Below are 26,363 nucleotides of genomic sequence, written 5' to 3'. Positions count from 1 at the left end.
GAGAGGGGGGTGTGCGCTGTGTGACCGGTGCCGACACACCGGCACACAGCGCACTGCTGGTTTCAGGGGCCCTGTGGTGCGGCTCGGGAGGCACGGGCCGCGCGGACGGCCCGGTGGAAAGGGGCGTGCAGGTCCGGCGGCAGGACGCTGCCGTCGGCGGTGGCGACCAGGGCGGCGGCGACGTCGCGGAGTTTGGTGTTGCCGCGCTGGGAGATCTCCACGAGCACCTGCCAGGCCCGGTCCGCCGGGCAGGGGGTCAGCGCCATGATCATGCCCTGGGCCCGGTCGATGACGCCGCGGCTGTCCAGGGCCCGGCGCAGCTGGTCCACCTCGGTGGCGAGGCGTGCGAGGTCCGTGCGCTCCACGGGGTGCGCGGTCGTCACGGCCGGGTCCGGCCTTCGGTCGGCTTCCACGTCATGAGGTCGTCTCCTCCGCTGTTTCGTGTGCGGTGTGGGTCTGGTGCGGGTGTGGCTGGTGCGGGTGTGCCTGCCCGCGTTGTGTCCGGGCCCGGACGGGCGCAAGCACGCCGTTCGGCCCGTTAGGGCGGGGACTTTCGTCCCGCCGAGGGCGGTCCTTCTCCCGGGCCGGCCCGGTCCCGGTGTGGGCCGGAGGAGTGGCGGGGCGTTTACCGCCCCCCGTGTCGGATACGCGGCAGATGTCCGTTTGCAGGTGTCGAGGATCCGGGAGGCCGCGCCCATGCCGTCCGACGTGGCGTCGCTGAAGGCCTTCATCGAGCGTGAGATCGCGACGCTCCGCGCCGAGGTGCGCAGGACGACGGATGCCGTCGCGCCCGCCCCCGGCCGCGTTGACGCGCCGGCCCCCGGCGAGGGGGCCCGCAAGGCCGAGCAATGCCCGTGCGGCCAGGGCCACGGCGCCCGCCACAGCTGTGTGGACGCGGGCGAGGGCCACGACCCGTGGCGCTGTCTGTGCGCCACCCTGCCGGGTATCCCGGTGTCCGCCGCGCTGCTCGCACCGGTCCGGGACGGCTCCGGGGCCGTCACGGACTTCGTCATCCGGGCCGGCAACCACATCCGCTCGGTGGAGTGGCTGGTGCCGCCGGACCAGCAGGTCGGGCAGCGGTTCTTCGAGGTGGCGCGTACCGGCGCCGCGGCCAGCGGGCTGCTGGCCGCGCTGAGTGAGGTCCTGGAGACGGGGCGGGCGCTGGGCGGTCTGGTGGTGGACTACACCGAGGAGCGGTACGGCAGGCTCCGGCGCGTCCAGCTGGTGCACTACGCAGCGGCCTGCGGCGACCAGGTGCTCACGACCTGGCGGCCGGTGCGCAGCCAGGCGGAGCTGCTCACCATCGACGCCCAGCACCTGGCCTCCATGGGGTGGGGGTGGTGGGACCTGCTGTCGGGCGGGGTGTCGTGGTCGGAGGGGCTGCAGCGGATCTTCCGTACGGATCCGGCGCTGCCGTGGACGCTGCTGGAGCTGTGCGACCACCTGGTGGCGGCGGACGTGGGGCCGTTCGGCGAGTTCATCGCGTCCGTCCTCGCCGGTGAGGAGCCCGCCTGGACGCGTATCCGGTTCCTGGTGCTGGGCGAGGTCCGCACGGTGGACCTGCTGGGGCGGCCGGTGGCCGGGACGGACGGGCGGCCGTGGGCGGTGCAGATCGTGGCCCGCGACCTCACGCCGCAGATGCGCAGTCGCCGGCGCCTGGTGGAGAAGCAGGTCGAGACGGACCAGCTGCGGCAGCAGGCCGCGGCGGAGCGGCACGTCGCCTCGGCCCTGCGCGAGGCGCTGCTGCCGACGTACTCCGAGGGGCTGGCGGAGCTGGGGCTGACGGCGGCGGCGGCGTATCTGCCGGCCGAGCCGGACGCGGCCGTCGGCGGCGACTGGTACAAGTGTCGTCCGCTGCCGAACGGCCGGGCGCTGATCGCCATCGGGGACGCGAGCGGCCACGGGCTGGACGCGGTGGCGCGGATGGCCCAGCAGCGGTACGCGATGGCGGGTCTCGCCCACTCGGGCGCCTGCGCCGGTGACGTCACCACCTGGCTGAACGAGCTGGTGTGCAGTGAGCCCACCCCCGCCACGGCCACCATGTGCGTGGGGCACGTCGGGGACGACCGGGTGTTCCGCTGGACCTGTGCGGGGCATCCGGCGCCGCTGCTGCTGCGCGACGGCCATGTCTTCGCGCTGCCGACCGATCACCGGGGGCCGCTGCTGGGCGTGCTGCCGGGGCACGAGTACGAGACGGCGGAGTTCCCGCTGAAGGCCGGGGACGTGCTGCTGCTGTACACCGACGGGGTGGTCGAGCGGCGCGGCCAGGACATCACCGAGGGCATCGACGCGTTGGCGCGGGCGCTGACCGCGAGCAGCGGCCTTGCGCCGCAGGGCATCATCGACCGGCTCACCGACGAGTACGAACGCACGGTCCACGACGACGACGCCTGCCTGCTCGCCGTGCGCGTCGACTGAGCCGCACGCACACCGCCATTCGTATGACTTGTACGACTAATTCGTGAGCCGCGTGGGACGCGCGTGACGTGGGTAGTCCCGGCCCGGAAGTGTCCCTCTGCCCACCCCTTTTCGTCGAAAGGCCCCGCGCGCATGGCTCAGCCCTTCGTCCTGCCGGATTTCTACGTGCCGTATCCGGCGCGCCTCAATCCCCATCTGGAGACCGCCCGGGTCCACACCAAGCGGTGGGCGCGACGGATGGGGATGCTGGAGGGGTCGGGCGTCTGGGAGGAGCACGACCTCGACTCGCACGACTACGCCCTGCTGTGCTCGTACACCCATCCCGACTGCGACGCCGACGCGCTGTCCCTCGTCACCGACTGGTACGTCTGGGTGTTCTTCTTCGACGACCACTTCCTGGAGGTGTTCAAGCGCACCCAGGACCTGGTCGGCGGCAAGGCGTACCTGGACCGGATGCCCGCCTTCATGCCGATGGACCTCGAGCAGGGGATGCCGGAGGCGACCAACCCGGTCGAGGCGGGCCTCGCCGACCTGTGGACCCGTACCGTGCCGAGCATGTCGGCGGGGTGGAGGGCCCGGTTCGCGGAGGCGACCGAGCACCTGCTCAACGAGTCGCTGTGGGAGCTCGCCAACATCAACGAGGGGCGGATCGCCAACCCCGTCGAGTACATCGAGATGCGCCGCAAGGTCGGCGGCGCGCCCTGGTCGGCCGGGCTGGTGGAGTACGCCGCCGGGGCCGAGGTCCCGGTGTCGGTCGCGGACGCGCGGCCGCTGCTGGTGCTGCGGGACACGTTCGCCGACGCCGTGCACCTGCGCAACGACCTCTTCTCGTACCAGCGGGAGGTCGAGGACGAGGGCGAGAACAGCAACGGCGTGCTGGTGCTGGAGAAGTTCCTCGGCTGCTCGACGCAGGAGGCCGCCGAAGCGGTCAACGACCTGCTGACGTCCCGGCTGCAGCAGTTCGAGAACACGGCGCTCACCGAGGTGCCCGCGCTGTGCGTGGAGAAGGGGCTCGGGCCCGAGGAGTGCGCCGCCGTCGCCGCGTACGCGAAGGGGCTGCAGGACTGGCAGTCCGGCGGCCACGAGTGGCACATGCGTTCCAGCCGCTACATGAACGAGGGCGCGCTGGGCGGGCGTTCGGCGCTCCCCGGGGTGCTGGGCACGTCGGCGCTCGACATCCGCACGCTCTTCGGACGGCCCGCGGCCGCGCGGCTGCGCACCCTCACCCATGTGCCGCACCAGCAGGTCGGGCCGTCGCTGCTGCCCGACTTCGACCTGCCCTTCCCCCTGTCGCTCAGCCCGCACCTGGACGACGCCCGCGCGAAGGCGCTGGCGTGGGCCGGGCGGATGGGTCTGCTCGACGACATCTGGGACGAGGCCATGATGGACGGCTTCGACCTCCCGCTGTGCGCGGCCGGTCTGGACCCGGACGCCACCGCCGAGGAGCTGGAACTCAGCTCCCTGTGGCTGACCTGGGGCACGTACGGCGACGACTACTACCCGCTGGTGTTCGGCAAGCCGCGCGACCTCGCCGGGGCGAAGGTGTACACCGAGCGGCTCAAGGAGTGCATGCCGGTCGACGACCCGGCGGCCGCCCCGGCCGACGCCGTCAGTCCGATGGAGCGGTCGCTGGCCGATCTGTGGGGCCGCACGGCCGGTCCGATGAGCTCCGAGGCCCGGGCCTCCCTGCGTCTGGCGATGGACCGCATGCTGGACAGCTGGATGTGGGAGCTGCACAACCAGGCGCAGCACCGGGTGCCCGACCCGGTCGACTACATCGAGATGCGGCGCCAGACCTTCGGCTCCGACATGACGATGAGCCTGGCGCGGCTGCGGCACGAGGGCGGGCTGCCGGCGGAGCTCCTGCGGAGCGGCCCGGTGCGCAGCCTGGAGAACGCGGCCCAGGACTACGCCACGATGCTCAACGACCTCTTCTCGTACCAGAAGGAGATCGAGGTCGAGGGCGAGGTGCACAACGGGGTGCTGGTGGTGCAGACCTTCTTCGGCTGCGACTATCCCACCGGTGTCTCGATCATCGATGACCTGATGCGGGGGCGGCTGCGGCAGTTCCTGCACGTGAAGGAGAAGGAACTGCCCGTGCTGATCGAGCAGTTCGGGCTGGCGGAGACCGGGCGGGCGGCGCTCGACGCCTATGTGCGGGAGCTGGAGGACTGGCTGGCCGGGATCCTCAACTGGCACCGCAACGTGCGCCGTTACCGCGACGAGGACGTCCGCTCGGGCGCGGGGACGGCACGGCTGCGGGGCCTGGGCGCGCCGGCCCGTACGGCGCCCACCGGTGGTCTGCCGACCGGACCGGTGGGGCTGGGCACCTCGGCGGCCCGGGTGGCGGAGCTCTTCACGTCCCGGAGCTGAGCGGGAGAGAGGCGGTCAGGAGGGGCGGACGCCGCGGAGCTGGTCCAGTTCGCGGCGTTCGCGCTTGGTGGGGCGCCCGGCGCCGCGGTTGCGGACGCCGGCCAGCGCCACGTGCTCGCGGGGCGGCGGGGGCGGGCTGTTGTCGATGTACGCCTCCGCCGCGACGGGTGCGCCGACGCGCTTGGCGAGCACGCGCGTGACCTTGACGATCCGCTCGCGGCCCGCGTGGAAGAGCCGCACCTCGTCGCCCGGCTTGACCGCCTGCGAGGGCTTGACGCGCTCGCCGTTGACGCGGACGTGCCCGGCGCGGCAGGCCGCGGCGGCCTGCGAGCGGGTCTTGGTGAGCCGTACGGCCCAGATCCAGCTGTCGACGCGGGCGGTCGCCCGCGTGGTCCCCTCATCCGTCGCCATGGGCTCAGCCCTGCTGGAAGAGTTCCGCGGGCAGGGGCTTGAGCAGCGCGTACAGGTCGTCGGTGATGGGGCGGTCCCAGCTGGCGATGGTGACCAGGACGTTGTCGCTGCGGTCGAACTGCACGCAGGAGATGCGGCTCTCGGAGAGCTTCAGGCGGCGCACGATCAGCAGGTTGTCGCCCTGCATGACCGGCACGTCCTCGGTCTCGACGACCTCGACCGGCTCGTCGTTGTCGAGCGCGGCGAGCAGCTGGGCGACCTCGAAGGGCACCTGGCCCTCGGCGAGCTCGCGCGCCGGGGAGCCCTCCGGGAGGTTGCCGATGATCATCGCGGGGCCCCGGCCGCCGAACAGGTCGTACCGGAGGAAGACACCCTGGCAGCTGCCGTCGGGGGCGGGGAGCAGACCGGCGCCGAGATTGCCGGGCCAGTCGCCCGGATCCATGGCCAGGACATCGAAGTCCGGGCCGGCGGGTGTGGCGGCGCTGCGGCGACGGAGGAAGGACATGCCGCCATGGTACGTGCCCGGGCGCCCGGAACGGCGGGCGCCCCCTCGCCGGACGGGCCCCCGAACGGCGGGTAGGCGGGCGGCCCGCACCGCCGTGCGCACGGGCGCGGCTCCGGGCGGTTCACCGCATCGGGGGACGGCCCGCCGCCGGGTCCGCCGCTCCCCCGCTCTCGGCGAGGACGCGCAGGACGGTGAGGGCCCGCTGGGCGTGGGCGTGCTCCACGAAGAGGTGGTCGTGGTGGTAGCCGGCCACGACGTTGCAGCTCAGGCCCGCGTCGGCGAGGGCGCCCGCGACGGCGGCGGTCAGACCGACGGCGTCGAGGGCGGAGTGGACACGGAGGGTGATCCAGCCGGCCACGTAGTCGTACGGGAGCGATGCCGCGTCCGCCTCCTCCTCGCGGACGACCAGGGTGAGGCCCTCGGACTCGGCGACCGTGACCACGGGGTGCAGGCCGGGCGGGACGGCCGGGCCGTCGACGGCGCAGAAGACGTAGCGGCCGGGGTTGAGCTCGGGCCGCAGGGCGGCCAGGAGCCGGGTCAGGTCGCGCTCTCCGCTGGTTCCACTCATGATCACCAGCTTAGGGGCGACCAGGCCCGGTTCCGGGGGCGTGCCGTCACGTGAGGTCGAACTCGCCCTCCCGCGCGCCCCGGACGAACGCGCGCCACTCGGCGGGGGTGAAGATGAGCGACGGGCTCTCCGGGCGGGTGGCGTTCCGCATGGCGATGAACCCCTCGACGAAGGCGATCTGGACGTCGCCCGCGCCCTCGGTGCCCGATCGCCACTCCGCGGCGCTGAGGTCGAGGTCCGGCTTGTTCCAGCCCGTGAGCTGCTGCTGGGCGGTGATGCTGTCGGCCACGTGCGTGCTCCTCCCGGTTCGTCCGTCCGGCACACCCTAGTCATCGCGGCGCGTCCCGGACAGACCGCGATCAACGTGTCCGTCCGCCCGCGCCGGTGCCGAAGTCCGGTGGCGGGGTGAGGAACGCCGCGACCGTACGGGCGAAGGCGGCGGGGTCGTCCACCCACGGGTAGTGGCCGGCGCCGTGCTGGACGGCGAGCCGTCCGTGGGGGAAGAGCGCGGCGAGCTCGGCGGCGCGGGCGGGCCTCGGGCCGGCGTCGTACTCGCCGGCGAGGACGAGCACGGGCGCGGTGACGGCGGTGAGCGCGGCGCGGGTGGCGGCGGTGTCACCGAGCGCGCCGTCGGCGTAGAAGGCGTCGGCGGCGGCGAAGTTGGTCTGGTCGTCGTCGCTCGCGGCGTGGGCGCGGGCGTTCGCGTCCCACCGCCCGTACATGAACGGCAGCACGAGGTCCCACACCTCGTCGATGTCGCGCCCGGCGATCAGCTCGTCGAGGGCGGGGCGGCTCTCGGCGTACCAGGGTTCGTCCTTGCGCAGGTCGGCGGCCTCGCGCCGGTCCTCGGCGATGGCCTCGATCCCGGCGGGGCGGGTGCCGCCGGTGACGAGGGTGAGGGAGGCGAGGCGCTCGGGGTGGGCGGCGGCGTACAGGACGGCGAGGGTGGCGCCGGCGGAGTGGCCGAGGAGGTCGAGCCGCTCCAGGCCGAGGTGGGTGCGCAGCGCCTCGACGTCGTCGACCTGGCGGTCGGCGCGGTAGGTGCCGGGGTCGGCGGGCTCCGCGGACTCGCCGGCGCCGCGCGGGTCGAGCAGGACGAGCCGGCGGTGGGCGGTGAGCCCGCCCAGGTCCCCGAGGTAGGCGGAGGCGCGCACCGGCCCGCCGGCCAGGCAGACGAGCGGCTCGCCCTCCCCCCGGACGTGGTAGGCGAGCTCGGTCCCGTCGTACGCGCTGAACTTCGGCATGGTCGTGATCCTCACAACGAGGCCCCGGGACCACAAGGGAGTTCCGCCCAGCGCGTAGGGGTCAGGGACGGAATGCGGCTCCGGCCTCTTGCCTTCGCCGCGGCCGGGTTGGATAACTGATCACCAGCGCGTCGACCGAATGATCGGTCGACCGTCCGCGACCGGAGCTCAGGACGGGAGAACGGCGATGACGGACCTGCTCGACGCCGGGGAGAGGCTCAGCCGTGCGGAGCTGGCTGCGCTGCAGCTGGAGCGGCTGCGGGCGACGCTGCGCCACGCGTACGAGAACGTGGAGTTCCACCGACGGGCCTTCGACGAGGCGGGGGTACGGCCCGAGGACTGCCGCGACCTCGCCGACCTCGCCCGCTTCCCGTTCACCACCAAGGCGGACCTGCGGGAGACGTACCCCTTCGGGATGTTCGCGGTGGAGCGGTCCCGGGTGCGGCGGATCCACGCGTCGAGCGGGACGACCGGCCTGCCCACGGTCGTCGGGTACACGGACGGCGACCTCGACCTGTGGGCGGACGTGATGGCCCGGTCGATCCGGGCGGCGGGCGGGCGGCCCGGCCAGACCGTCCATGTGGCGTACGGCTACGGGCTGTTCACGGGCGGGCTCGGCGCGCACTACGGCGCCGAGCGGCTCGGGTGCACGGTCGTGCCCGCCTCCGGTGGGATGACGGCGCGTCAGGTGAGGCTGATCCAGGACTTCCGGCCCGAGATCATCATGGTGACGCCGTCGTACATGCTGACCCTGCTGGACGAGTTCGAGCGGCAGGGCGTCGATCCGCGCACGACGTCCCTGCGCACCGGGATCTTCGGTGCGGAGCCGTGGACGGAGGAGATGCGGCGCGAGATCGAGGAGCGGTGCGGGATCGACGCGGTCGACGTCTACGGGCTGTCGGAGGTGATCGGACCGGGCGTCGCGCAGGAGTGCGTGGAGACGAAGGACGGGCTGCACGTCTGGGAGGACCACTTCTACCCGGAGGTCGTCGACCCGCTGACGGGCGAGGTGCTGCCCGACGGGGAGCGGGGCGAGCTGGTGTTCACCTCGCTCACCAAGGAGGCGATGCCGGTCATCCGCTACCGCACGCGCGATCTGACGCGGCTGCTGCCGGGGACGGCGCGGGTGTTCCGGCGAATGGAGAGGGTCACGGGGCGCAGTGACGACATGGTCATCCTGCGCGGCGTGAACCTCTTCCCCACCCAGATCGAGGAGATCGTCCTGCGTACGCCGGGCCTCGCGCCCCACTTCCAGCTCCGGCTCACCCGGGAGGGGCGGCTCGACGCGCTGACCGTGCGCGCGGAGGCGCGGCCCGGCGCGACGGCGGAGGTGCGCGAGCGGGCGGCGCGGGCGGTGGAGGCGGCCGTGAAGGACGGGATCGGGGTGTCGGTGGTGGTGGAGGTGGTGGACCCGGAGACGCTGGAGCGGTCGGTGGGGAAGATCCGGCGGATCGTGGACCTGCGCGACGGGGGGTGAGGAGGCCGGACCGCCGCGGGGGCGTTCCGGTCCCGGGGAGTGGACGCCGCGATCGGGGGCAGATGAGCCGCATTCCGGGTGTGTCTGGAACATCCGGACGGTTGTGGAAAGGCGGTTGTCGTGCGCAGCGTGGGCGTCGAAGAGGAACTCCTGCTCGTCGATCCGGAGAGCGGTGAGCCGAGAGCGCTTTCGGCGGCGGTGCTGGCCGCCGTCGAGCGGGACCCGCAGGGCAATGAGGAGGTCTTCGAGAGCGAGCTGCAGCGCCAGCAGCTGGAGTTCGCCACGCGGCCGCAGACGTCCATGGCGGACCTCGGGGTCGAGATCCGGCGCTGGCGGGCGGAGGCGGCGCGCCATGCGGAGGGGCTCAACGCCTCCGTGGCGGCGCTGGCGACGTCGCCGCTGCCGGTGAGCCCCACCATCGGGACCGGGGAGCGGCACCAGTGGCTGAAGGAGCACTTCGGCCTCACCGCCCAGGAGCAGCTCACGTGCGGGTGCCACGTCCACGTGTCGGTGGAGTCGGACGAGGAAGGGGTGGCCGTTCTCGACCGGATCCGGCCCTGGCTTCCCGTGCTGCTGGCCATGAGCGCGAACTCGCCGTTCTGGCAGGGCGAGGACAGCGGGTACGGCAGCTACCGCAGCCGCGTGTGGGGGCGCTGGCCGTCGGCGGGCCCGGTGGAGGTCTTCGGTTCGGCCGACCGCTACCACGAGCAGGTGCGCGACATGGTCGCGAGCGGGGTGCTGCGTGACGAGGGCATGGTCTACTTCGACGCCCGGCTCTCCCACTCGTACCCCACCGTCGAGATCCGGGTGGCCGACGTCTGCCTGGACCCGTCCACCACGGTGCTGCTGGCGACGCTGATCCGGGGCCTGGTGGAGACCGCGGCGCGCCAGTGGCGGGAGGGCGAGCCGCCCGCCCGGCACGGGGTGACGCTGCTGCGCCTGGCGTCCTGGCGGGCGGCCCGGTCGGGGCTGGAGGACACGCTGATCCACCCGCTGACGATGCGGCCCGCGCCGGCCGAGGCCGTCGTGCGGGCGCTGTTCGACCATGTGCGCGAGGCCCTGGAGGAGAGCGGTGACGTGGTGGCCGCCCAGGACGCGCTGGCGATGCTGCTGAAGACCGGGAACGGCGCCCGCGTACAGCGCGAGCTGATGGAGCGGGAGGGGAGTCTGCGGTCCGTGGTCGCCGAGTGCGTGCGCCGCACGCTCGACTGAACCGGAGCCACCCGCGCACCCACGCATACCGACCGGACGGTTGACAGGGCGGGGGCGCGGGTGGGTGCATGGCCCGACAAGGTTTCATCCGGTCTTGTTGGGAGGCACGTTGCTCTTCCGCAGCAGGCTTTCGCGGAGCCGTCTCAGACAGTTCGTCCCGGCCGCCGTCGCGCTCGCGACGGTGGCCGCGGCGGCCGGCCCCGCGAGCCCTTCCGTACCGACGGAGCGTCAGCGGCCGTCCGACGGCCGGCTGTCGGCCGTCATCCGCTACACCGAGTACGGCATCCCGCACATCCTGGCGAAGGACTACGCCAACCTCGGCTTCGGCACCGGCTGGGCGCAGGCCGCCGACCAGGTCTGCGTGCTCGCCGACGGGTTCACGACCGTACGGGGCGAGCGCTCGCGCCACTTCGGCGCGGGTGCGGCGGCCGACGGAGCGCTGTCGTCCGCGGCCACCAACCTCTCCAGCGACCTGTACTTCCGCGGCGTACGCGACGCGGGCACCGTGGAGCGGCTGCTCGCGGCCCCGGCGCCCACCGGGCCGAGCCGGGAGGCGAAGGAGCTGATGCGCGGCTGGGCCGCCGGGTACAACGCCTGGCTGCGCCAGAACCGCGTCACCGACCCGGCGTGCGCGGGCGCCGACTGGGTGCGGCCCGTCACCGCGCTGGACGTCGCCCGGCGCGGCTTCGCGCTCGCGGTGCTCGGCGGGCAGGGCCGGGCCGTCGACGGCATCACGGCGGCGCGGCCGCCGGGCGCCGGACCCGCGGCGGCGGCCGACCCCGCTCGTACGGCGGACGCGGCCCGGGCGCTGTTCGCCGCCGGGAGCGCCGACATGGGGTCCAACGCGGTGGCGTTCGGCGGCGCGACCACGGCGAACGGGCGCGGGCTGCTGCTGGGCAACCCGCACTACCCGTGGCACGGCGGCCGGCGCTTCTGGCAGTCGCAGCAGACCATTCCCGGCGAGCTGAACGTGTCGGGCGGCTCGCTGCTCGGCGGTACGGCCGTCAACATCGGTTTCACCGACAAGGTGGCGTGGAGCCACACCGTCGCCACCGGCGTCACCCTCAACCTCCACCAGCTGGCGCTGGACCCGGCCGACCCGACGGTCTACCTCGTCGACGGCAGGCCGGAGCGGATGACGCGGCGCACGGTCACCGTCCCGGTGAAGGACGGGGCCGCCGTCACCCGTACGCAGTGGTGGACGCGGTACGGGCCGGTCGTCACCTCGCTCGGCGCCTCCCTGCCGCTGCCCTGGTCGGCGACGACGGCGTACGCGCTGAACGACCCGAACGCCGTCAACCTGCGCTCCACGGACACCGCGCTGGGCTTCGCCAAGGCCCGCTCGACGCGCGAGATGTCCGAGGTGCTGCGCCGCACGCAGGGCCTGCCGTGGGTGAACACCATCGCGGCGGACGCGTCCGGGCACACGCTGTTCACCCAGGCGCAGGTGCTGCCGCGCATCACCGACGAGCTGGCCGCGCGGTGCTCGACGCCGCTGGGCGAGGTGACGTACCCGGCGTCGGGCGTGGCCGTGCTGGACGGTTCGCGTACGGAGTGCGCGCTCGGCTCGGACCGGGACGCGGTGCAGCCGGGCGTCATGGGGCCGTCGCGGATGCCGCTGCTCCAGGACGCGCCGTACGCCGTGAACTCCAACGACAGCGCCTGGCTGACCAACGCCGACCGGCCGCTGACCGGCTACGAGCGGGTCTTCGGGACGGTCGCGACGCCGCGTTCCCTGCGGACCCGGGGCGGTGTCGAGGACGTCGCCGCGATGGCCGCCAGGGGGCGGCTGACGGTGGCGGACCTCCAACGGCAGCAGTTCGCCAACCGGTCGCCGGCCGGCGACCTGGCGGCCGCCGACGCGGCGGAGGCGTGCGCGGCCGTGCTGCCGGACGACCGGGAGGCGTGCGGGGTGCTCGCGCGCTGGGACCGCACGATGGACACCGCCAGCCGGGGCGCGCTCCTCTTCGACCGCTTCTGGCGCAGGCTCACGGCGGCCGTCCCGGCGGCCCGGCTGTGGAAGGTGCCGTTCTCGGCGGCCGACCCGGTCCGTACGCCGCACACGCTCGACACCGCTTCCCCGGCCTTCGCGAAGGCGCTGAAGGACGCGGTCGCGGAGCTGCGGGCGGCGGGGATACCGCTGGACGCGCCGCTCGGGGAGCACCAGTTCGTGGTACGGGGCGACCGGCGCATCGCCGTGCACGGCGGTACGGAGTCGCTCGGCGTGTGGAACAAGACCGAGGCCGTGTGGAACGCCGCGGGCGGGGGCTACACGGAGGTGGCGCACGGGACGAGCCATGTCCAGGCGGTCGGCTGGGACGGCGGCCGGTGCCCGGTGGCCCGGACGCTGCTGACGTACGGGCAGTCGTCGAACCCGAAGTCGCCGCACTTCGGCGACCAGACGGCGCTGTTCTCGGGCGAGCGGTGGGTGCGGGCGCGCTTCTGCGAGAAGGACATCCTGTCCGACCCCGCGCTGCGGATCGTACGCGTCAGGAACTGATCAGGCCGTCAGGGACGGATCAGGGGCTGATCGACAGGAAGACGAAGGCGGCGAAGAGCACCAGGTGCACGCCGCCCTGGAGGAGAGTGGCCCGTCCGGGCACCACGGTCAGGGCGCTGACCACGGCGGTGAGCGTGAGCAGCACCAGGTGGACGGCGCCCAGACCGAGCACCAGGGGCCCGGACAGCCAGATCGAGGCGAGCGCGATCGCCGGCACGGTCAGGCCGATGCTGGCGATCGCGGAGCCGTAGGCGAGGTTGAGGCTGGTCTGGACGCGGCCGCGGCGCGCGGCGCGCACGGCGGCGAGGGTCTCCGGCAGCAGCACCATCAGGGCGATGACGACTCCGACGACCGCCTGGGGCAGCCCCGCCGATTCGACGCCGTCCTCGATGGCGGGTGAGACCAGCTTGGCGTTGCCGACGACGGCGACGAGCGCCACCAGCAGCAGGCCGAGGCTCTGCCAGGCGGCGCGGGCCGCGGGCGGCGGCGCGTGGTCCTCCTCGCTGTCGGCGAGACCGCCCTCGCCGAGGCCGCCGTCGCCGAGGCCGCCCTCGCGGGCGACGGGCAGGAAGTAGTCGCGGTGCCGGACGGTCTGCACGGTGACGAACAGCAGGTAGAGGGCGAGTGAGGCGACGGCGGCGAAGGCCAGCTGGGCGCCGGTGAACTGATGGCCCGGCTTGCCGGTGGTGAAGGTGGGCAGGACCAGGGTCATGGTGGCGAGGGTGGTCACGGTGGCGAGCGCGCCGCCGGAGCCCTCGGCGTTGAAGACGGCGACCCGGTGGCGGCGCAGCGCCGCGACGAGCACGGAGAGGCCGACGACGCCGTTGCAGGTGATCATGAAGGCGGCGAAGACGGTGTCGCGGGCGTACGTGGACGCGTCGCCGCCTCCCCCGGCCATCAGCATCACGATGAGCCCGACCTCGATGACGGTCACGGCGACGGCCAGGACGAGCGAGCCGTACGGTTCGCCGACGCGGTGGGCGACGACCTCGGCGTGGTGGACGGCGGAGAGGACGGAGGCGATGAGGCAGAGCCCGACGACGGCGACGACCGGGCCGGGCAGGTGGCGCCCCCAGCCGGCGGCGAGGACGGCCACGGCGACGACCGGCGCCCAGGTGGTCCACTGCCGGGCGAGGCGCGCGGGCCCGTGGCCCGCGCCCGTTCCGGCCTCCGGCCCCTGGTGGGGGCCCTGTTCCGTGCCCGTGCTCATGCGGCCACGCTGCCAGAGCGGGGGGTGCGCCGCGCGCTGTGGGGGCCGGAACGGGTGCGGTGCGGTGTCTTGACGGGTCCCGGGCGACGGTAAGAAAGTTTCACCTGCCGCTGGGGTGCCGGAAGGATTCTTTCAGGAGGCTGGAGGGGTGGGGATGGCGGAGGGGATCAGTCGGCGCCGGCTCGGCGGCGGAGTCCTGGCCCTGGGAGGAGCGCTGGTGATCGGTTCGATTCCGGGTGCCGCCGCGGCGGACGAGGGCGGGTCCCGGCCGGGCGGCGGTTCGGCCGCGCGCCCCGGCTCCGCGTCCGGGGCACGGGGTGGGCGGCCGACGCTGCGGCTGGGGTCCGCGGAGCGGGCCGGGCTGCTGCCCGGCCACCTGGACCGGCTGGTGGCCGACGCGGAGCGGTTCCTGGAGCCCTCCCCCAAGCACCCGTGGTACGCGGGGGCGGTGCTGCTCGCGGGGCGCGGGGGCACGGTGGCGCTGCACCGGGCCATCGGGCACGCCGTGCGGTACGCGGCGTACGACGAGAAGACGGACACGGGCGTGGAGCTTCCGGCCGAGCAGCGGATCGCGATGACCGAGGACACGGTCTTCGACCTGGCGTCGGTGTCGAAGCTCTTCACGGCGGTGCTGGCGGTGCAGCAGATCGAGCGCGGCGCGCTGGACCTGGAGGCGAGGGTCACCGCGTACCTGCCGGACTTCGGGGGCGGCGGCAAGCAGGACATCACGGTGCGTCAGCTGCTCACGCACACGTCGGGGCTGCGGGCCTGGATCCCCCTGTACGAGGAGCCGACGCGGGAGGGGAAGCTGCGGCGGCTGTGGGAGGAGGCGCCGGCGAACCCGCCCGGGAGCACGTACCTCTACTCGGACCTGAACCTCATCACCCTCCAGCTGGTCCTGGAGGAGATCACCGACCGCTCGCTGGACGCGCTGCTGCGCAACGAGATCACCGCTCCGCTCGGGATGCACCGCACCCGTTTCAATCCGCCCGCCTCCTGGAAGCCGCTGATCGCCGCGACCGAGGACGCCCGCCGCCCCTGGTCCGGCCTGGAGCGCGGCCTGGTGTGGGGCGAGGTCCACGACGAGAACGCGTACAGCCTCGGCGGTGTCGCGGGCCACGCCGGTGTCTTCTCCTGCGCCTGGGACCTGGCCGTCCTCGCCCGTACGCTGCTGAACGGCGGCGTCTACGGCCGCGCCCGCATCCTGGAGCCGAAGTCCGTGGAACTGATGTTCACCGACTTCAACACCGCCTTCCCCGGCGACGAGCACGGGCTGGGCTTCGAGCTCTATCAGCACTGGTACATGGGGGCCATGGCCACGCCGCACACCGCGGGCCACACCGGTTTCACCGGCACCAGCCTCGTCATCGACCCGACCACCGACTCGTTCCTGGTCGTCCTCGGCAACTCGGTGCATCCGGTGCGCTCGTGGCGCTCCGGCTCGGCGCCCCGCGTCGCCGCCGCCGACCATCTGGCACGCGCCGTCCCGGTACGCCCGGCGCACGGCCGCACCGCCTGGTACGCGGGCATGGCCTCGGGCGCTGCGGCGACGCTCACCCTGCCCGACCTTCCGGCACCGGTGTCCGGCCGGGCCCGGCTGCGCTGCGCGCTGTGGTGGGACACCGAGCCGGGCGCGGACGCCCTCTACCTGGAGGCCTCCGGCGACGGGGGCGCGACCTGGCGGCCGGTGCCGTTCACGACCGTACGGCCCGGCGGAGGCGGCGGGCCGGTCCTGCATTCCAGCGGCGCGGTGACCGGTTGGTCCGGGCGGGTGTGGCACCGGCTGGAGGCGGACCTGTCGGACTGGCGCGGCACGGCGCCGCTCCGGCTGCGCTGGCGGTACGCGACCGACCGGCGGTACGTGGGGCGCGGGGTGTACGTGGACGGGCTGCGGGTGCGCGACGGCGACGACGTCCTCTTCGACGACGCGCGCCCGTCGGACGCGGCGCGCCTGCGGCTGGACGGCTGGACCCCCTCGGTGGACTGAGCCGACCGCACACCCCGTGGACGAAGCGGAAATACTCGCCCGTTAGGGTGAACGACCATGATCTCGAAGGCATGTGGGGACTACCTGTCCCGCCTGGGCGTCACCCATCCGGGCGCGCCGTCCGCCGAAGCGCTGTTCGCGCTCCAGCGCGCCCATCTCGAACGCGTTCCCTACGAGAACATCGACATCCAGCTCGGCCGCCCGCCCGGTATCGATCCGGAGCTCTCGGTGCGGCGGTTCGCGGCCGGGCAGGGCGGCTACTGCTTCCACCTGAACGGTGGCTTCGCCGCGCTGCTGGAGGCGCTCGGGTACGACGTGACCCGGCATGTGGCGGGCGTCCACGAGGACCCGGCGGGCCGGGGCGCCAACGGCAACCACCTGGCGCTGACCGTACGCGTCGGCGGTCAGGGCTGGTTCGTGGACGCGGGCCTCGGCGACGGGCCGTACGAGCCGCTGCCGCTGCGGCCGGGGACGTACCGCCAGGGGCCGTTCACGTACCGCATGGAGCCGTCCGCCACCGAGCCGGGGGGCTGGGTCTTCTTCAACGAGGGCGGTCCGTTCCCGGTCATGGAGATGGCGGGGCGGCCGGCCACGATGGCCGACTTCGCCGCCGAGCACCTGCGGCTGTCCACGGCGCCGGACTCCCCCTTCCTGGGGACCTTCGCCGCGCTGCGCCGGGACGCCGAGGGGGTGGACATCCTGCGGGGCCGGGTGCTCACGCGCGTCGACGCGGCCGGGCGCGCCGAGCGGACGCTGGACACGCCCGAGGAGTGGTACGGCGCGCTCGCGGACGTCTTCGGGCGGAACCTGGACACCCTCGACGCCGTGGACCGGGCCACGCTGTGGGAGCGGGTGTCGCACGCGCACGAGGCGTGGCTCGCGGCGCGGGCGGCGGCGCCGACGGGGTGAACCGGTCACCCGGACGGGCGCCCGGATGCGGATCCGGGGGGCTGCGGCGAGACTGAGGGGCGGGGGACGTCTCGACCAGGAGGATGACCCTATGTCCGTGATGGACAAGCTCAAGCAGATGCTCAAGGGCCACGAGAGCCAGGCAGACAAGGGCGTCGACAAGGCCGGCGACGCCGCCGACCGGAAGACGCAGGGCAAGTACAGCGGCCAGGTCGACACCGGCCAGGACAGGCTGAAGGAGCAGTACGGCCGCGACCCCGGCCAGGAGCCGCCCCGCACCTGACGGGCTCGCGCCCCGCGCTTCCCGTCCCGCGCCCGGGTCCCCGCCCGGGCGCGGTGCCGTGTCCCCCGGCCGGACGAAGGGACAGGGGGCCGCGCGGCGTGGCGCCACCCGGGCGGGCGCCTCGGCGTGCGGGCCGCCGACAGCTGGTGAACAGTCGAGTCGAGTCCCCCTCAACTCGAAGGAGAAACCCATGCTTCGGCGTATCTCGGTGATCCTCGCCGGTCTGACGGCCGCCTGCTTCCTCTCCGCCTCCCCGGCGGCGGCGGGCGGCGACGACTACAAGCTCGGCTGGCTCGACGGCTACAAGGTCAAGGCGGGCAAGGTCCACGTGGGTCAGCTCCACGGTGGGTACTTCCACCTCGGCTGACACAGCGTCACGCACGTGGGGACGGGAGCCGCGGCTCCCGTCCCCACGTGCGTCCGGCGGCGGTTCGTCGGCCGCCGGTTCAGCGGCCCAGGACCGCCATCGCCGCGTTGTGGCCGGGGATGCCGCTGACGCCGCCGCCGCGGACCGCCCCCGCCCCGCACAGCAGCACGTTGGGGTGCGCGGTCTCCACGCCCCAGCGGCCGGGCCCCTCCACGTCGCCGGTGGCGTACGGGAACGCCAGGTCGCGGTGGAAGATGTGGCCGCCCGGCAGCCGCAGCTCGCGCTCCAGGTCGAGCGGGGTCTTCGCCTCGACGCAGGGGCGGCCGTCCGCGTCGCGCGCGAGACAGGCGGCGATCGGCTCCTGAAGGTAGCGGTCCAGTTCGGCGAGGGTCGCGTCGAGGAGCGCGGCGCGGGCGGCCTCGTTGTCCGCGGTGAACAGCCGCGCCGGGGTGTGCAGGCCGAAGAGCGTCAGCGTGTGGTGGCCGCGCGCGGCGAGGTCCGGGCCGAGGATCGACGGGTCGGTCAGGGAGTGGCAGTAGATCTCGCTGGGCGGGGCGGTCGGCAGCCGCCCGGACGCCGCCTCCCGGTACGCCGCCGCCAGCTGCCCGTACCCCTCGGAGACGTGGAAGGTGCCCGCGAAGGCGTCGCGCGGGTCGACGGAGCGGTCCTGGAGGCGGGGCAGCCGGGTGAGCAGCATGTTGACCTTCAGCTGGGCGCCCTCGGCGGGCGGCGGGGCGGGTTCGCCGAGGAGGGCCGCGAGGGCGTGCGGGGAGGTGCCGGCCAGGACGTGGCGGGCGGCCACCGTGCCCTCGGTGTCCCCGGTGCGGTAGGTGACCTCCGCGGTGCGGCCGTCGGTGGCGATCCGCGTCGCCTCGTGGCCGGTGGCGATCTCGGCGCCCGCCGTGCGCGCCGCGTCCGCGAGCGCGTCGGTGAGCGCGCCCATGCCGCCGACGGGCACGCTCCAGTCGCCGGTGCCGCCGCCGATCACGTGGTAGAGGAAGCACCGGTTCTGCGCGAGGGACGGGTCGTGGGCGTCGGCGAAGGTGCCGATCAGCGCGTCGGTGAGGACCACGCCCCGGACCAGGTCGTCCTGGAAGTGCTCCTCGATCGTGACGCCGAGGGGCTCCTCGAAGAGGGTCCGCCACGCCTCGTCGTCCGCGACGCGGGCACGCAGGGCGTCCCGCGTGGGCAGCGGCTCGGTGAGGGTGGGGAAGACGCGTGCGGCGACGTGCCGGGTGCGGGCCTGGAAGCGCCGCCAGGCCGCGTACTCGGCGTCCGAGCCGGTGAGCGCGGCGAACGACTCCCGGGTGGTGCGCTCCGCGCCGACCAGCAGGCCGCCTGCGCGGCCGCCGCGCAGCGTGGGGGTGTACGAGGAGACGGGGCGGCGGCGGACGGTGAAGCGCAGGCCGAGCTCGCGGACGATCTTCGACGGCAGCAGGGACACCAGGTAGGAGTAGCGCGACAGGCGGGCGTCGACCCCGGCGAAGGGCCGGGTGGAGACCGCCGCTCCGCCGGTGGTGGCCAGCCGTTCGAGGACGAGGACGGTGCGGCCCGCGCGGGCCAGGTAGGCGGCGGCGACCAGGCCGTTGTGGCCGCCGCCGACGATGACGGCGTCGTACGGGCGGGAGGGCGTCATGGTTCCTCTCCTCGGCGTCTGGTCTGGGCCGCGACCCGGCGGTGGAGCTCGACGGCCTCGGCGTGACGGCCGAGCTGCTCCAGGCAGTGTGCCTCGTCGTCGCGGCCGGCGAGGGCGTCCGGGTGGGCGGGTCCGAGGACCCGCTCGCGGGCGGCGGCGACCCGCTGGTAGCCGCGCAGGGCCTCGTGCCAGCGGCCCAGCCAGCCCAGCGCGTTGGCGGCCTCGCGGCAGCTGGCGAGCGTGTCGGGGTGGTCGGGGCCCAGCACCCGCTCGCGGAGCGCGGACACCTCGCGGGCCTCGGCGAGCGCCTCCTCCCAGCGGCCGAGGCGGCCCAGGTTGACGCCGACGCCGTGGCGGGCGCGCAGGGTCTCGGGGGCCTCGGGGCCCAGGGTCCGGGTGCGCGCCTCGACGAGGTCGCGGTAGAGCGCCAGGGCCTCGTGGCTGCGGCCGAGGCGGCCGAGACTGATGCCGGTCTCATAGCGGGCGGCGAGGGTGTCCGGATGGTCCGGGCCGAGGGTGCGGGCGCGGGCGTCGGCGACCTCGCGGTAGGCGTGCAGGGCCTCGGGCCAGCGGCCCAGCCGGCCGAGGGTGTGCGCCACCTCGTACCGGGTGGCCAGGGTGTCCGGGTGCTCGGGGCCGAGCAGCCCGGCACGGGCCGCGGCGACGTCGGCCGCCATGCGGTACGCCTCCTCCAGGCGCCCCAGCCTGCCGAGGCTGTACGCCAGGTTGTGGCGGCAGCGGAGGGTGTCGGGGTGGTCGGGGCCGAGGGTGCGTTCGCGGGCCGCGAGCACGCGCCGGTACAGCTGGTGCGCCTCGAAGTGGCGGCCCTGCCCACCGAGGACGTACGCCATCTCCTGCTGCGCCGCGAGCGTGTCGGGGTGGTCCGGGCCGAGGGCCGCGTGGCGCCGGGCGGCGAGGGCGCCGAGCGCGGCGTGCGGCTCGGGGTCCGGCGGGGCGGTGGTCCAGTGGCCGGTGAGGCCGGCGGAGGGGACGGGCGGGGTGGTGCGCAGGGCGCCGGCGCCGACGGCCTTGGGGCCGGTGGTCATGGACCGCGTCCACGAGGGCAGGCGCGGCTCCCGGTCCGGCAGCGCCCGCGGGGCCGGCCAGGGCCCCGTGTACGGCTGGGGCGCCGCGTTCGCCGGAGTTGCGCCGCCCGGGCCCGCCGCACGGGCGGCGGTGAGGCGGCGGCGCAGGTCGGCGGCGTCGTCCGGGCGGTCCTCCGGGGCCTTGGCGAGCAGGTCCAGGACGATCCGCTCGAAGGGTGCGGGCAGTTCGGGCCGGCGGGCGCGCGGCGGCTCCGGCGTGGTGTCGCGGTGGCCGACGAGGATGGCCCAGGCGTCACCGAGGTCGAACGGCGGGGCCCCGGTGGCGATCTCGTACAGCACGCACCCGAGCGAGTACAGGTCGCTGCGGTGGTCGACGGGCCCGCCGCCGATCTGTTCGGGTGACATGTAGTGCGGGGTGCCCATGGCGATGCCGGTGCCCGTGAGGCGGGCGGTGAAGCCGATGTCGGCGCCGAGGCGGGCGATGCCGAAGTCGCAGATCTTCACCGTGCCGTCGGCGAGGCGCACGATGTTGGCCGGCTTGAGGTCGCGGTGGACGACGCCCTGGCGGTGGGTGTACGCGAGGGCGTCAGCGACCTGTTCGGCGATGTCGACGACGTCGTGGACCGGCAGCGGCCGGTGCGCGTCGTCCTCCATCAGCCTGCTGAGGTCGCGGCCGTCGAGGAGCTCCATGACCAGGTAGAGGACGCCGTCCCAGTCGCCGAAGTCGTGCACCACGGTCACGCCGCGGTGCTGGAGCGCGGCCGCGACGCGCGCCTCGCGGCGGAAGCGCTCACGCAGCGCGCTGACGAGGTTCTCGTCGCGCTGCGGCCCGAGTCCGAGCGGTTTGAGGCACTTGACCGCGACGCGGCGGCCGAGCGCCTCGTCCGTGGCACGCCACACCTCCCCCATGCCGCCGCGCCCGATGACCTCGTGCAGCCGGTAGCGGCCGTGGATCAGCCTGGTGTCCCCCATAGCGTGCTCTCGCCCCCGTCGGTTCGTCACGCCCTCCCCGCCCGTCCAGCGTCCAGTATGGCGGCCTGTGCCCGGAGTGTGTACGGGGCGGGCTGGGTACCCGGAGCCGGTCGGAACGCAGGTCGGGAAACCGGCCGAATACTGCTCGCAGCGGGAGGTGGACGTACATGCCGGAGCCAGGCAGCAAGAAGTACGACGTACGGCGCGCGCGGGCGCGCAAGGACGCGGAGAACGAGGGCGTGTCCGACCAGCAGGCCAACGAGGAGGCGAACGACCGGCTGCAGCGGGACGAGGGGATGCGCTCGCGCGGGGCCAGGACGGAGCGGGGGCGGGGGCCGAAGGGCGAGAAGGGGGCGCGGCCGGAGTAATCCGCGCGCACGGGCGCACGGCGTGAAGGTGGGCGCGAAGGGGCGGGGTGGGACCGTCAGGCCCCACCCCGCCCCTTCGGTCACGCTTCCGCTAGTCCGTGGAGAGCGCCTGCAGCAGGTCGCCGACCTGAGGATCCGGGAGGCCGCGGGCCACGTCGGCCTGGGCGACCATGCCGACCAGCCGGTGGTCGTCGATCACCGGGAGCCGGCGCACCTTGTGCTCGGACATCTTGCGCAGCACCAGCTGCGCGTTGTCGCCGGCGTCCACGTACACGACCTCGCCCTGGGCGAGTTCACCCGCGGTGGTCTTCGCCGGGTCCTTGCCCGCGCCGAGACACTTCACCACGATGTCACGGTCGGTCAGCATGCCCTTGAGCTTGTCGTCCTCGCCGCAGATCGGCATCGCCCCGACCCCGAGGCGCTTCATCTCCTCGGCGGCCTTCAGGAGCGTGTCGTTCTCGCCGATGCACTCGACGCCCTCGGTCATCAGCTGACGTGCGGTTGTCATGTGTTTCGAGCTCCTTCGCTTTGCAGGTTGACCGGGTTCACAGGTTGAGCGGATTCACAGTGCGATCATCACGGCCATCGCGGCGAACAGCGCCGCGACGAGCACCACGATGAGCAGGATCAGGACCAGCGGGGCCTTCGCCCAGCCGGTCGTCGGGTTGTGCGTCTCCCGCGGCCCGGCCTCGGACATGCTCGACTCCGCGGGCGGTGTCTCGCCGGGCGGAACGCCGCCGCCGGCTTCCAGGCCGGGGGTGCGGTCCGGATCTGGGTCCGGGTTCGGGTGGCTCATGGGGTACGAGTGCGCAGTCGCGGGCGTTTCATTCATCCTCCTCCCGCTTCCCCGGCCGGTTCCGCCTCCGTACGGGTCCTGCGCCGGTGACTCGTGTCGCACCACGGGTAGCGGCGGCTGCGCCGGCAGGTGCACACCGCCACCATGAACCGGTCGGAGCACGCCGTGGTGCCGTCGGGCAGGCGTACCTCCACCGGCCCGTCGAGCAGCAGCGGTCCTTCGGGGTCGACGACGACGCGTCGGGGGTCACGTCCGCTGGGCACGGATCACCACCAGCTCTTCCTTGCGTTCACCGGGCGGGATGAGGCCGCGCTCCTCCAGCCATTCGGCGTGGTCGTCCATCACCGGCCCGAAGGGGATCCGGGTGCGCAGGGTCACCCGGGTGCTCAGCCCCCGGTCGCCGAGCTGTTCGAGCGTGGTGCCCACGCCGCTGAGCGCCGACTGCACCAGGAGCAGGACGCCCCCCTCGCGCAGCAGCCCGGGCACCCGCTCGCACAGCCGGTCCAGGACGGCGCGCCCGTCGGTCCCGGCGTTCCAGGAGCGCGCGGGGCCGTGCGCCGGACGTGGCGAGGCCACGTACGGCGGGTTCGCCAGGATGAGGTCGAAGGTCCGGCCCTCGACCGGTCCGGTCAGGTCGCCGTGGCGCACCTCGACGGGGAGGCCGCGCCGGCGGGCGTTGTAGCGCGCGGCGAGCACGGCGCGCCAGGAGATGTCCACGGCGGTCACCCGCGCCGCTGTCCACTCGGCCGCCAGCAGCGCCAGCGCACCCGTTCCGGTGCCCACGTCGAGGATCTCGGCGTGGGCGGGGAGATGCAGGGTACGCAGTTCGCTGCGGGCGGCCTTCGCAAGCAGCTCCGTGTCCTCCTGGGGCTCGTACACACCACGTGGTTTGAGTAGCCGCATGTGTAGCGGGTACCTCAAAGATCTCTCGCGAAACGATCGAAACGGTGTGTATCAGGAACGTGACTATCAAGACGACGATGTGGACGGCCGCTGTGAGGAGTGAGCGATGACGAACGACCCCGCCTCCGGCTCGCTGTGGATGGAGTACGCCCCCGGCCCCGTCCGTCCGCCCCTGGACGGCTCGATCGAGACCGAGGTCGCGGTCGTCGGCGGCGGTATCGCCGGGCTGTGCACGGCGTGGGAGGTGGCCCGTGCCGGGCATCCGGTGGTGCTGCTGGAGGCCGACCGGATCGCGTCCGGGGTGACCGGCCACACCACGGCGAAGCTGTCGTCCCTGCACGGCCTGGCGTACGCCGAGATCCAGTCGGTCCACGGTGCGCGCGGGGCGCGGCTGTACGCGCACTCGCAGCAGATTGCGGTCGAGCGGGTGGCGCAGGTGTCCGAGGAGCTGGGCATCGACTGCGACCTGGAGGCGCTGCCCGCGTACACGTACACCGAGGACCCGGCCATGGCCGACAAGCTGCGCGAGGAGGCGGAGGCGGCCCGCGCGGCGGGTCTGGCCGCCTCGTACGAGACGGAGGTGCCGCTGCCCTTCCCGGTGGCGGGCGCGGTCAAGGTCGAGAACCAGGCGCAGTTCCATCCGCGCAAGTACCTGCTGGCGCTCGCCGCCGACCTGGAGGTGCTGGGCGGGCGGATCTTCGAGCGGACCCGGGTCACGCGGCTGCAGGAGGGCTCGCCGTGCGAGCTGACCACGAGCAGCGGGCACACGGTCAAGGCCCGGGACGTCGTGGTCGCGACGCACTACCCGGTCTTCGACCGGGGGCTGCTGTTCACCCGGCTGGAGCCGAAGCGCGAGCTGGTGGTGGCCGGGCCGATCCCGGCGGAGCAGGACCCGGGCGGCGTCTTCCTGACGCCGGAGGGCGGGACGCGCTCGGTGCGGACGGCGCCGTACGGCGACGGGCGGCGCATGCTGATCGTCACCGGCGAGAAGTTCACGCCCGGCACGGAGGAACCGGGCGAGGTCGGCGAGCGGTACGAGAAGCTGGAGGCCTGGGCCCGCGAGCGGTTCCCGGGCGTGGAGCTCACGCACCGCTGGGCGACGCAGGACAACTTCACCACCGACCGGGTGCCGTACATCGGGCGCCTGCACGCCGGTGCCCGGCACGCGTACGTGGCGACCGGTTTCGCCGGCTGGGGCATGAGCAACGGGGTGATGGCCGGCGATCTGCTGGCCAGCCGCATCCGGGGCCGCGAGCCCGCCTGGACGAGCCTGTACGACCCGGTGCGGCTGCACCCGGTGCGCGAGGCGCCCGCGATGCTGCGGCTCCAGGCGCAGGTGGGCAAGCACTTCATCGGCGACCGGCTGCCGGGCGCGCACGCCGACTCGACCGCCGACATCGCGCCGGGCGCCGGTGCGGTGGTACGCGTCGGGGGCCAGCGGCTCGCGGTGCACCGGGACGCGTCGGGGGCCCTGCACGCGGTGTCGGCGCGCTGTACGCACCTGGGGTGCATCGTGCACTTCAACGACGAGGAGTGCGCGTGGGAGTGCCCGTGCCACGGTTCGCGCTTCGATGTCGACGGCAAGGTGGTGCAGGGGCCCGCGCTGCGGCCGCTGGAGCAGTACGAGGTCGAGGAAGGCCCCGAGGGCGTGGAAGCCGAGGCGGAGCAGAACGTGAAGGAGGACGACGCATGAGCCCGAGGCCCGCTCCCCTGCCCGAACCGCGCGGCCCGCTGTCGGCGGCCGTGCGGCGGGTGCTGCTGGGCGAGGCGGCGCAACCGCCGGACGCCGGCGTCCTGGAGGCCGACCCGTTGGGCGAGGACCTGCAGCTGGCGCTGTACCTGGCGTACGAACCGCACTACCGGGACCTCGAGGGCGTCTCCGGCGAGCGGGAGTGGGACCCGGCGCTGCTGGGGTTGCGCCGGCCGATGGAGGAGGCGTTCTTGGCGGCGCTGCGCGAGGCGGTGCCCGGGGACGGCGACGTGGAGGGCGCCCTGGCGCCGCTGCTGGTGGAGCCCGTCGACGGGCACGGGGTCTCGCACCGGCTGATGGAGGCGGGCACCTGGGAGCTGATGCGGGAGTACCTGGTGCACCGCTCGCTGTACCAGCTCAAGGAGTCCGATCCGCAGGCGTGGCTGATTCCGCGCCTGGAGGGGCAGGCCAAGGCATCGCTGGTGGCGGTGGCGTTCGACGAGTTCGGCGGCGGGCGCGGCGAGCGGGTGCACGCGCGGCTGTACGCGGACCTCATGGAGGGCGCCGGGCTGGACCCGTCGTACGGGCTTTACCTGGATCTGGCCCCGGCGGCGACGCTGGCCGTGGTGAACGCGATGTCGCTGTTCGGGCTGCACCGCTCGCTGCGGGGCGCGGCCGCGGGGAACTTCGCGGTCCTGGAGATCACCTCACCGCCGGGGGCCCGGCGGATGGCGAAGGCGCTGGAGCGGCTGGGCGCGGAGGAGCGGTGCGTCCGGTTCTTCACCGAGCACATCGAGGCGGACGCGGTCCACGAGCAGGTGATGCGCCGCGACGTCCTCGGCGACCTGCTGGCCCGCGAACCGGAGCTGGCGGCGGACGTCGCCTTCGGCATCCGGGCGACGGTGTGGCTGGACGACCGCTGGGACGCCCATGTGCTGGGGGCGTGGGACGCGGGCCGCACGTCGCTGCGCCACGCGCCGGCCTCCCTGCGGGCGGCGTGAGGAGCCCCCTGCGGGCGATGTGAGAAGGGGGCGGGCCGCCGGGACTCTCCGGCGGCCCGCCCGCCGCCACCAGCTTCGTGGCCGGCACCGCCAGGTCACATGCGTACGCGCCCACCGAGCCCGTGGCGCCGGGCGGGTGGGCGCGGAACAGGCATGGGGCGGTACGAAGCCCTTGGCGTCGATCTTCCAGGGATGACGCAGGCCGATGACCGTGCGCACGCCCAGGGCCAGATATCGCGCCCCGCGGCCGCCGCTCGGCTCGCTCAGCGCGTCCGAGCGGTAGCGCCTCCCCACCACACGGGTCTCCCCCGGGCGCATGGCCCCCCCGGGTCACGGACGTTGTACAGCAGCCGCTCGGAAGCCGGGTGCCTGTCCACTGCGGCAGCCCGCCCACGCGCGCGCGGGGCCGGGGGGGGGGGGGAAGAGGGGGGGGGGGGGGGGGGGGGGGGGGGGGGGGGGGGGGGGGGGGGGGGGGGGGAGGGGAGTC

25 protein-coding genes are annotated in these 26,363 nt (G+C 74.2%); 12 read left to right on the top strand and 13 right to left on the bottom strand.

Annotation, left to right across the window (positions count from 1 at the left end; all coding sequences use genetic code 11):
* Positions 1–62: 62 nt before the first annotated feature.
* A complete protein-coding gene (locus tag AC07FJ_RS20365; RefSeq protein WP_479050749.1) occupies positions 63–413 on the bottom strand; it encodes an ANTAR domain-containing protein in 351 nt (116 codons plus the stop codon).
* A 283-nt stretch (positions 414–696) separates the two neighbouring features.
* Here AC07FJ_RS20365 and AC07FJ_RS20360 point away from each other — a divergent pair, with 283 nt between their 5' ends.
* Both AC07FJ_RS20360 and AC07FJ_RS20355 read left to right on the top strand, forming a co-directional pair.
* Positions 697–2,418, top strand: coding sequence for a PP2C family protein-serine/threonine phosphatase (locus tag AC07FJ_RS20360; RefSeq protein WP_479050748.1), 1,722 nt, complete (start codon positions 697–699; stop codon positions 2,416–2,418).
* Positions 2,419–2,550: 132 nt separating this feature from the next.
* Positions 2,551–4,791 carry a terpene synthase family protein gene (locus tag AC07FJ_RS20355; protein ID WP_479050747.1) on the top strand — a complete coding sequence of 747 codons (2,241 nt, stop codon included), beginning with the start codon at positions 2,551–2,553 and terminating at the stop codon, positions 4,789–4,791.
* A gap of 15 nt (positions 4,792–4,806) precedes the next feature.
* On the opposite strand, the gene AC07FJ_RS20350 is transcribed toward AC07FJ_RS20355, so the two are convergent.
* The 5 genes from AC07FJ_RS20350 to AC07FJ_RS20330 form a co-directional block, all read right to left on the bottom strand.
* Positions 4,807–5,202, bottom strand: coding sequence for an RNA-binding S4 domain-containing protein (locus AC07FJ_RS20350; protein WP_479050746.1), 396 nt, complete (start codon positions 5,200–5,202; stop codon positions 4,807–4,809).
* A 4-nt stretch (positions 5,203–5,206) separates the two neighbouring features.
* Positions 5,207–5,707, bottom strand: coding sequence for a hypothetical protein (locus AC07FJ_RS20345; protein ID WP_355357744.1), 501 nt, complete (start codon positions 5,705–5,707; stop codon positions 5,207–5,209).
* Positions 5,708–5,828: 121 nt separating this feature from the next.
* Positions 5,829–6,275 carry an ACT domain-containing protein gene (locus AC07FJ_RS20340; RefSeq protein ID WP_361425035.1) on the bottom strand — a complete coding sequence of 149 codons (447 nt, stop codon included), beginning with the start codon at positions 6,273–6,275 and terminating at the stop codon, positions 5,829–5,831.
* Positions 6,276–6,321: 46 nt separating this feature from the next.
* A complete protein-coding gene (locus tag AC07FJ_RS20335; RefSeq protein WP_479050745.1) occupies positions 6,322–6,564 on the bottom strand; it encodes a DUF397 domain-containing protein in 243 nt (80 codons plus the stop codon).
* A gap of 70 nt (positions 6,565–6,634) precedes the next feature.
* Entirely contained in the window at positions 6,635–7,519 is an 885-nt protein-coding gene (locus tag AC07FJ_RS20330) for an alpha/beta fold hydrolase (RefSeq protein ID WP_479050743.1), read from the bottom strand.
* 187 nt (positions 7,520–7,706) lie between these two features.
* Here AC07FJ_RS20330 and paaK point away from each other — a divergent pair, with 187 nt between their 5' ends.
* The 3 genes from paaK to AC07FJ_RS20315 all read left to right on the top strand — a co-directional run bounded on the left by paaK (position 7,707) and on the right by AC07FJ_RS20315 (position 12,708).
* Complete coding sequence (gene paaK, locus AC07FJ_RS20325) at positions 7,707–8,996, top strand: phenylacetate--CoA ligase PaaK (protein WP_479050741.1); 1,290 nt, start codon at positions 7,707–7,709, stop codon at positions 8,994–8,996.
* 120 nt (positions 8,997–9,116) lie between these two features.
* Positions 9,117–10,208 carry a glutamate--cysteine ligase 2 gene (locus tag AC07FJ_RS20320; protein ID WP_479050739.1) on the top strand — a complete coding sequence of 364 codons (1,092 nt, stop codon included), beginning with the start codon at positions 9,117–9,119 and terminating at the stop codon, positions 10,206–10,208.
* Positions 10,209–10,302: 94 nt separating this feature from the next.
* Positions 10,303–12,708 (top strand): penicillin acylase family protein, encoded by a 2,406-nt coding sequence (locus AC07FJ_RS20315; RefSeq protein ID WP_479050737.1) that lies wholly within the window; start codon positions 10,303–10,305, stop codon positions 12,706–12,708.
* 19 nt (positions 12,709–12,727) lie between these two features.
* Here the strand turns inward: AC07FJ_RS20315 and AC07FJ_RS20310 are convergent, their stop codons facing one another.
* Positions 12,728–13,918 (bottom strand): calcium:cation antiporter, encoded by a 1,191-nt coding sequence (locus AC07FJ_RS20310; RefSeq protein WP_479050735.1) that lies wholly within the window; start codon positions 13,916–13,918, stop codon positions 12,728–12,730.
* Positions 13,919–14,072: 154 nt separating this feature from the next.
* On the opposite strand from AC07FJ_RS20310, the gene AC07FJ_RS20305 reads away from it, so the two are divergent.
* The 4 genes from AC07FJ_RS20305 to AC07FJ_RS20290 all read left to right on the top strand — a co-directional run bounded on the left by AC07FJ_RS20305 (position 14,073) and on the right by AC07FJ_RS20290 (position 17,464).
* Complete coding sequence (locus AC07FJ_RS20305; protein ID WP_479050733.1) at positions 14,073–15,905, top strand: serine hydrolase domain-containing protein; 1,833 nt, start codon at positions 14,073–14,075, stop codon at positions 15,903–15,905.
* Positions 15,906–15,962: 57 nt separating this feature from the next.
* Positions 15,963–16,814, top strand: a complete 852-nt coding sequence (locus tag AC07FJ_RS20300; protein WP_479050731.1) for an arylamine N-acetyltransferase family protein — start codon at positions 15,963–15,965, stop codon at positions 16,812–16,814.
* 91 nt (positions 16,815–16,905) lie between these two features.
* The gene (locus tag AC07FJ_RS20295; RefSeq protein ID WP_361425061.1) at positions 16,906–17,097 is read left to right on the top strand and encodes an antitoxin; all 192 of its coding nucleotides are present in this window, start codon (positions 16,906–16,908) and stop codon (positions 17,095–17,097) included.
* A gap of 190 nt (positions 17,098–17,287) precedes the next feature.
* Positions 17,288–17,464: a hypothetical protein gene (locus AC07FJ_RS20290; protein ID WP_479050729.1), complete on the top strand. Its 177-nt coding sequence runs from the start codon at positions 17,288–17,290 to the stop codon at positions 17,462–17,464.
* Positions 17,465–17,543: 79 nt separating this feature from the next.
* Here the strand turns inward: AC07FJ_RS20290 and AC07FJ_RS20285 are convergent, their stop codons facing one another.
* Entirely contained in the window at positions 17,544–19,100 is a 1,557-nt protein-coding gene (locus AC07FJ_RS20285; protein WP_479050727.1) for a phytoene desaturase family protein, read from the bottom strand.
* Positions 19,097–21,118 carry a serine/threonine-protein kinase gene (locus AC07FJ_RS20280; RefSeq protein ID WP_479050725.1) on the bottom strand — a complete coding sequence of 674 codons (2,022 nt, stop codon included), beginning with the start codon at positions 21,116–21,118 and terminating at the stop codon, positions 19,097–19,099. Before AC07FJ_RS20280 ends, AC07FJ_RS20285 begins: the two co-directional genes overlap by 4 nt.
* Before the next feature lie 167 nt (positions 21,119–21,285).
* Between AC07FJ_RS20280 and AC07FJ_RS20275 the strand changes: the two genes are divergently transcribed.
* Positions 21,286–21,486 carry a hypothetical protein gene (locus AC07FJ_RS20275; protein ID WP_479050723.1) on the top strand — a complete coding sequence of 67 codons (201 nt, stop codon included), beginning with the start codon at positions 21,286–21,288 and terminating at the stop codon, positions 21,484–21,486.
* A 91-nt stretch (positions 21,487–21,577) separates the two neighbouring features.
* On the opposite strand, the gene AC07FJ_RS20270 is transcribed toward AC07FJ_RS20275, so the two are convergent.
* The 4 genes from AC07FJ_RS20270 to AC07FJ_RS20255 are packed head-to-tail and all read right to left on the bottom strand — an operon-like array spanning position 21,578 to position 23,161.
* Positions 21,578–21,994 (bottom strand): CBS domain-containing protein, encoded by a 417-nt coding sequence (locus tag AC07FJ_RS20270; protein ID WP_361425069.1) that lies wholly within the window; start codon positions 21,992–21,994, stop codon positions 21,578–21,580.
* A 54-nt stretch (positions 21,995–22,048) separates the two neighbouring features.
* Entirely contained in the window at positions 22,049–22,282 is a 234-nt protein-coding gene (locus AC07FJ_RS20265; RefSeq protein ID WP_361425072.1) for a DUF6480 family protein, read from the bottom strand.
* A 32-nt stretch (positions 22,283–22,314) separates the two neighbouring features.
* Positions 22,315–22,545: a CDGSH iron-sulfur domain-containing protein gene (locus AC07FJ_RS20260; RefSeq protein ID WP_479050721.1), complete on the bottom strand. Its 231-nt coding sequence runs from the start codon at positions 22,543–22,545 to the stop codon at positions 22,315–22,317.
* The gene (locus AC07FJ_RS20255; protein WP_361425077.1) at positions 22,529–23,161 is read right to left on the bottom strand and encodes a HemK2/MTQ2 family protein methyltransferase; all 633 of its coding nucleotides are present in this window, start codon (positions 23,159–23,161) and stop codon (positions 22,529–22,531) included. Before AC07FJ_RS20255 ends, AC07FJ_RS20260 begins: the two co-directional genes overlap by 17 nt.
* A gap of 130 nt (positions 23,162–23,291) precedes the next feature.
* On the opposite strand from AC07FJ_RS20255, the gene AC07FJ_RS20250 reads away from it, so the two are divergent.
* A complete protein-coding gene (locus AC07FJ_RS20250; RefSeq protein WP_479050719.1) occupies positions 23,292–24,878 on the top strand; it encodes an FAD-dependent oxidoreductase in 1,587 nt (528 codons plus the stop codon).
* Positions 24,875–25,876 carry an iron-containing redox enzyme family protein gene (locus tag AC07FJ_RS20245; protein ID WP_479050717.1) on the top strand — a complete coding sequence of 334 codons (1,002 nt, stop codon included), beginning with the start codon at positions 24,875–24,877 and terminating at the stop codon, positions 25,874–25,876. Before AC07FJ_RS20250 ends, AC07FJ_RS20245 begins: the two co-directional genes overlap by 4 nt.
* Positions 25,877–26,363: the final 487 nt, after the last annotated feature.

It is taken from the genome of Streptomyces sp. NPDC045998 (assembly GCF_056430285.1).
Note: the sequence above shows the minus strand (reverse complement) of the source record. Positions and strands in the feature narration are given on the sequence as shown.

Excerpts from the sequence above, each read along its gene's own strand:
- AC07FJ_RS20360 (WP_479050748.1), top strand. The coding sequence starts at position 697 with ATGCCGTCCGACGTGGCGTCGCTGAAGGCCTTCATCGAGCGTGAGATC.
- AC07FJ_RS20355 (WP_479050747.1), top strand. The coding sequence starts at position 2,551 with ATGGCTCAGCCCTTCGTCCTGCCGGATTTCTACGTGCCGTATCCGGCG.
- AC07FJ_RS20350 (WP_479050746.1), bottom strand. The coding sequence starts at position 5,202 with ATGGCGACGGATGAGGGGACCACGCGGGCGACCGCCCGCGTCGACAGC.
- AC07FJ_RS20345 (WP_355357744.1), bottom strand. The coding sequence starts at position 5,707 with ATGTCCTTCCTCCGTCGCCGCAGCGCCGCCACACCCGCCGGCCCGGAC.
- AC07FJ_RS20340 (WP_361425035.1), bottom strand. The coding sequence starts at position 6,275 with ATGAGTGGAACCAGCGGAGAGCGCGACCTGACCCGGCTCCTGGCCGCC.
- AC07FJ_RS20330 (WP_479050743.1), bottom strand. The coding sequence starts at position 7,519 with ATGCCGAAGTTCAGCGCGTACGACGGGACCGAGCTCGCCTACCACGTC.
- paaK (WP_479050741.1), top strand. The coding sequence starts at position 7,707 with ATGACGGACCTGCTCGACGCCGGGGAGAGGCTCAGCCGTGCGGAGCTG.
- AC07FJ_RS20310 (WP_479050735.1), bottom strand. The coding sequence starts at position 13,918 with ATGAGCACGGGCACGGAACAGGGCCCCCACCAGGGGCCGGAGGCCGGA.
- AC07FJ_RS20305 (WP_479050733.1), top strand. The coding sequence starts at position 14,073 with ATGGCGGAGGGGATCAGTCGGCGCCGGCTCGGCGGCGGAGTCCTGGCC.
- AC07FJ_RS20300 (WP_479050731.1), top strand. The coding sequence starts at position 15,963 with ATGATCTCGAAGGCATGTGGGGACTACCTGTCCCGCCTGGGCGTCACC.
- AC07FJ_RS20295 (WP_361425061.1), top strand. The coding sequence starts at position 16,906 with ATGTCCGTGATGGACAAGCTCAAGCAGATGCTCAAGGGCCACGAGAGC.
- AC07FJ_RS20290 (WP_479050729.1), top strand. The coding sequence starts at position 17,288 with ATGCTTCGGCGTATCTCGGTGATCCTCGCCGGTCTGACGGCCGCCTGC.
- AC07FJ_RS20285 (WP_479050727.1), bottom strand. The coding sequence starts at position 19,100 with ATGACGCCCTCCCGCCCGTACGACGCCGTCATCGTCGGCGGCGGCCAC.
- AC07FJ_RS20280 (WP_479050725.1), bottom strand. The coding sequence starts at position 21,118 with ATGGGGGACACCAGGCTGATCCACGGCCGCTACCGGCTGCACGAGGTC.
- AC07FJ_RS20275 (WP_479050723.1), top strand. The coding sequence starts at position 21,286 with ATGCCGGAGCCAGGCAGCAAGAAGTACGACGTACGGCGCGCGCGGGCG.
- AC07FJ_RS20270 (WP_361425069.1), bottom strand. The coding sequence starts at position 21,994 with ATGACAACCGCACGTCAGCTGATGACCGAGGGCGTCGAGTGCATCGGC.
- AC07FJ_RS20265 (WP_361425072.1), bottom strand. The coding sequence starts at position 22,282 with ATGAGCCACCCGAACCCGGACCCAGATCCGGACCGCACCCCCGGCCTG.
- AC07FJ_RS20250 (WP_479050719.1), top strand. The coding sequence starts at position 23,292 with ATGACGAACGACCCCGCCTCCGGCTCGCTGTGGATGGAGTACGCCCCC.
- AC07FJ_RS20245 (WP_479050717.1), top strand. The coding sequence starts at position 24,875 with ATGAGCCCGAGGCCCGCTCCCCTGCCCGAACCGCGCGGCCCGCTGTCG.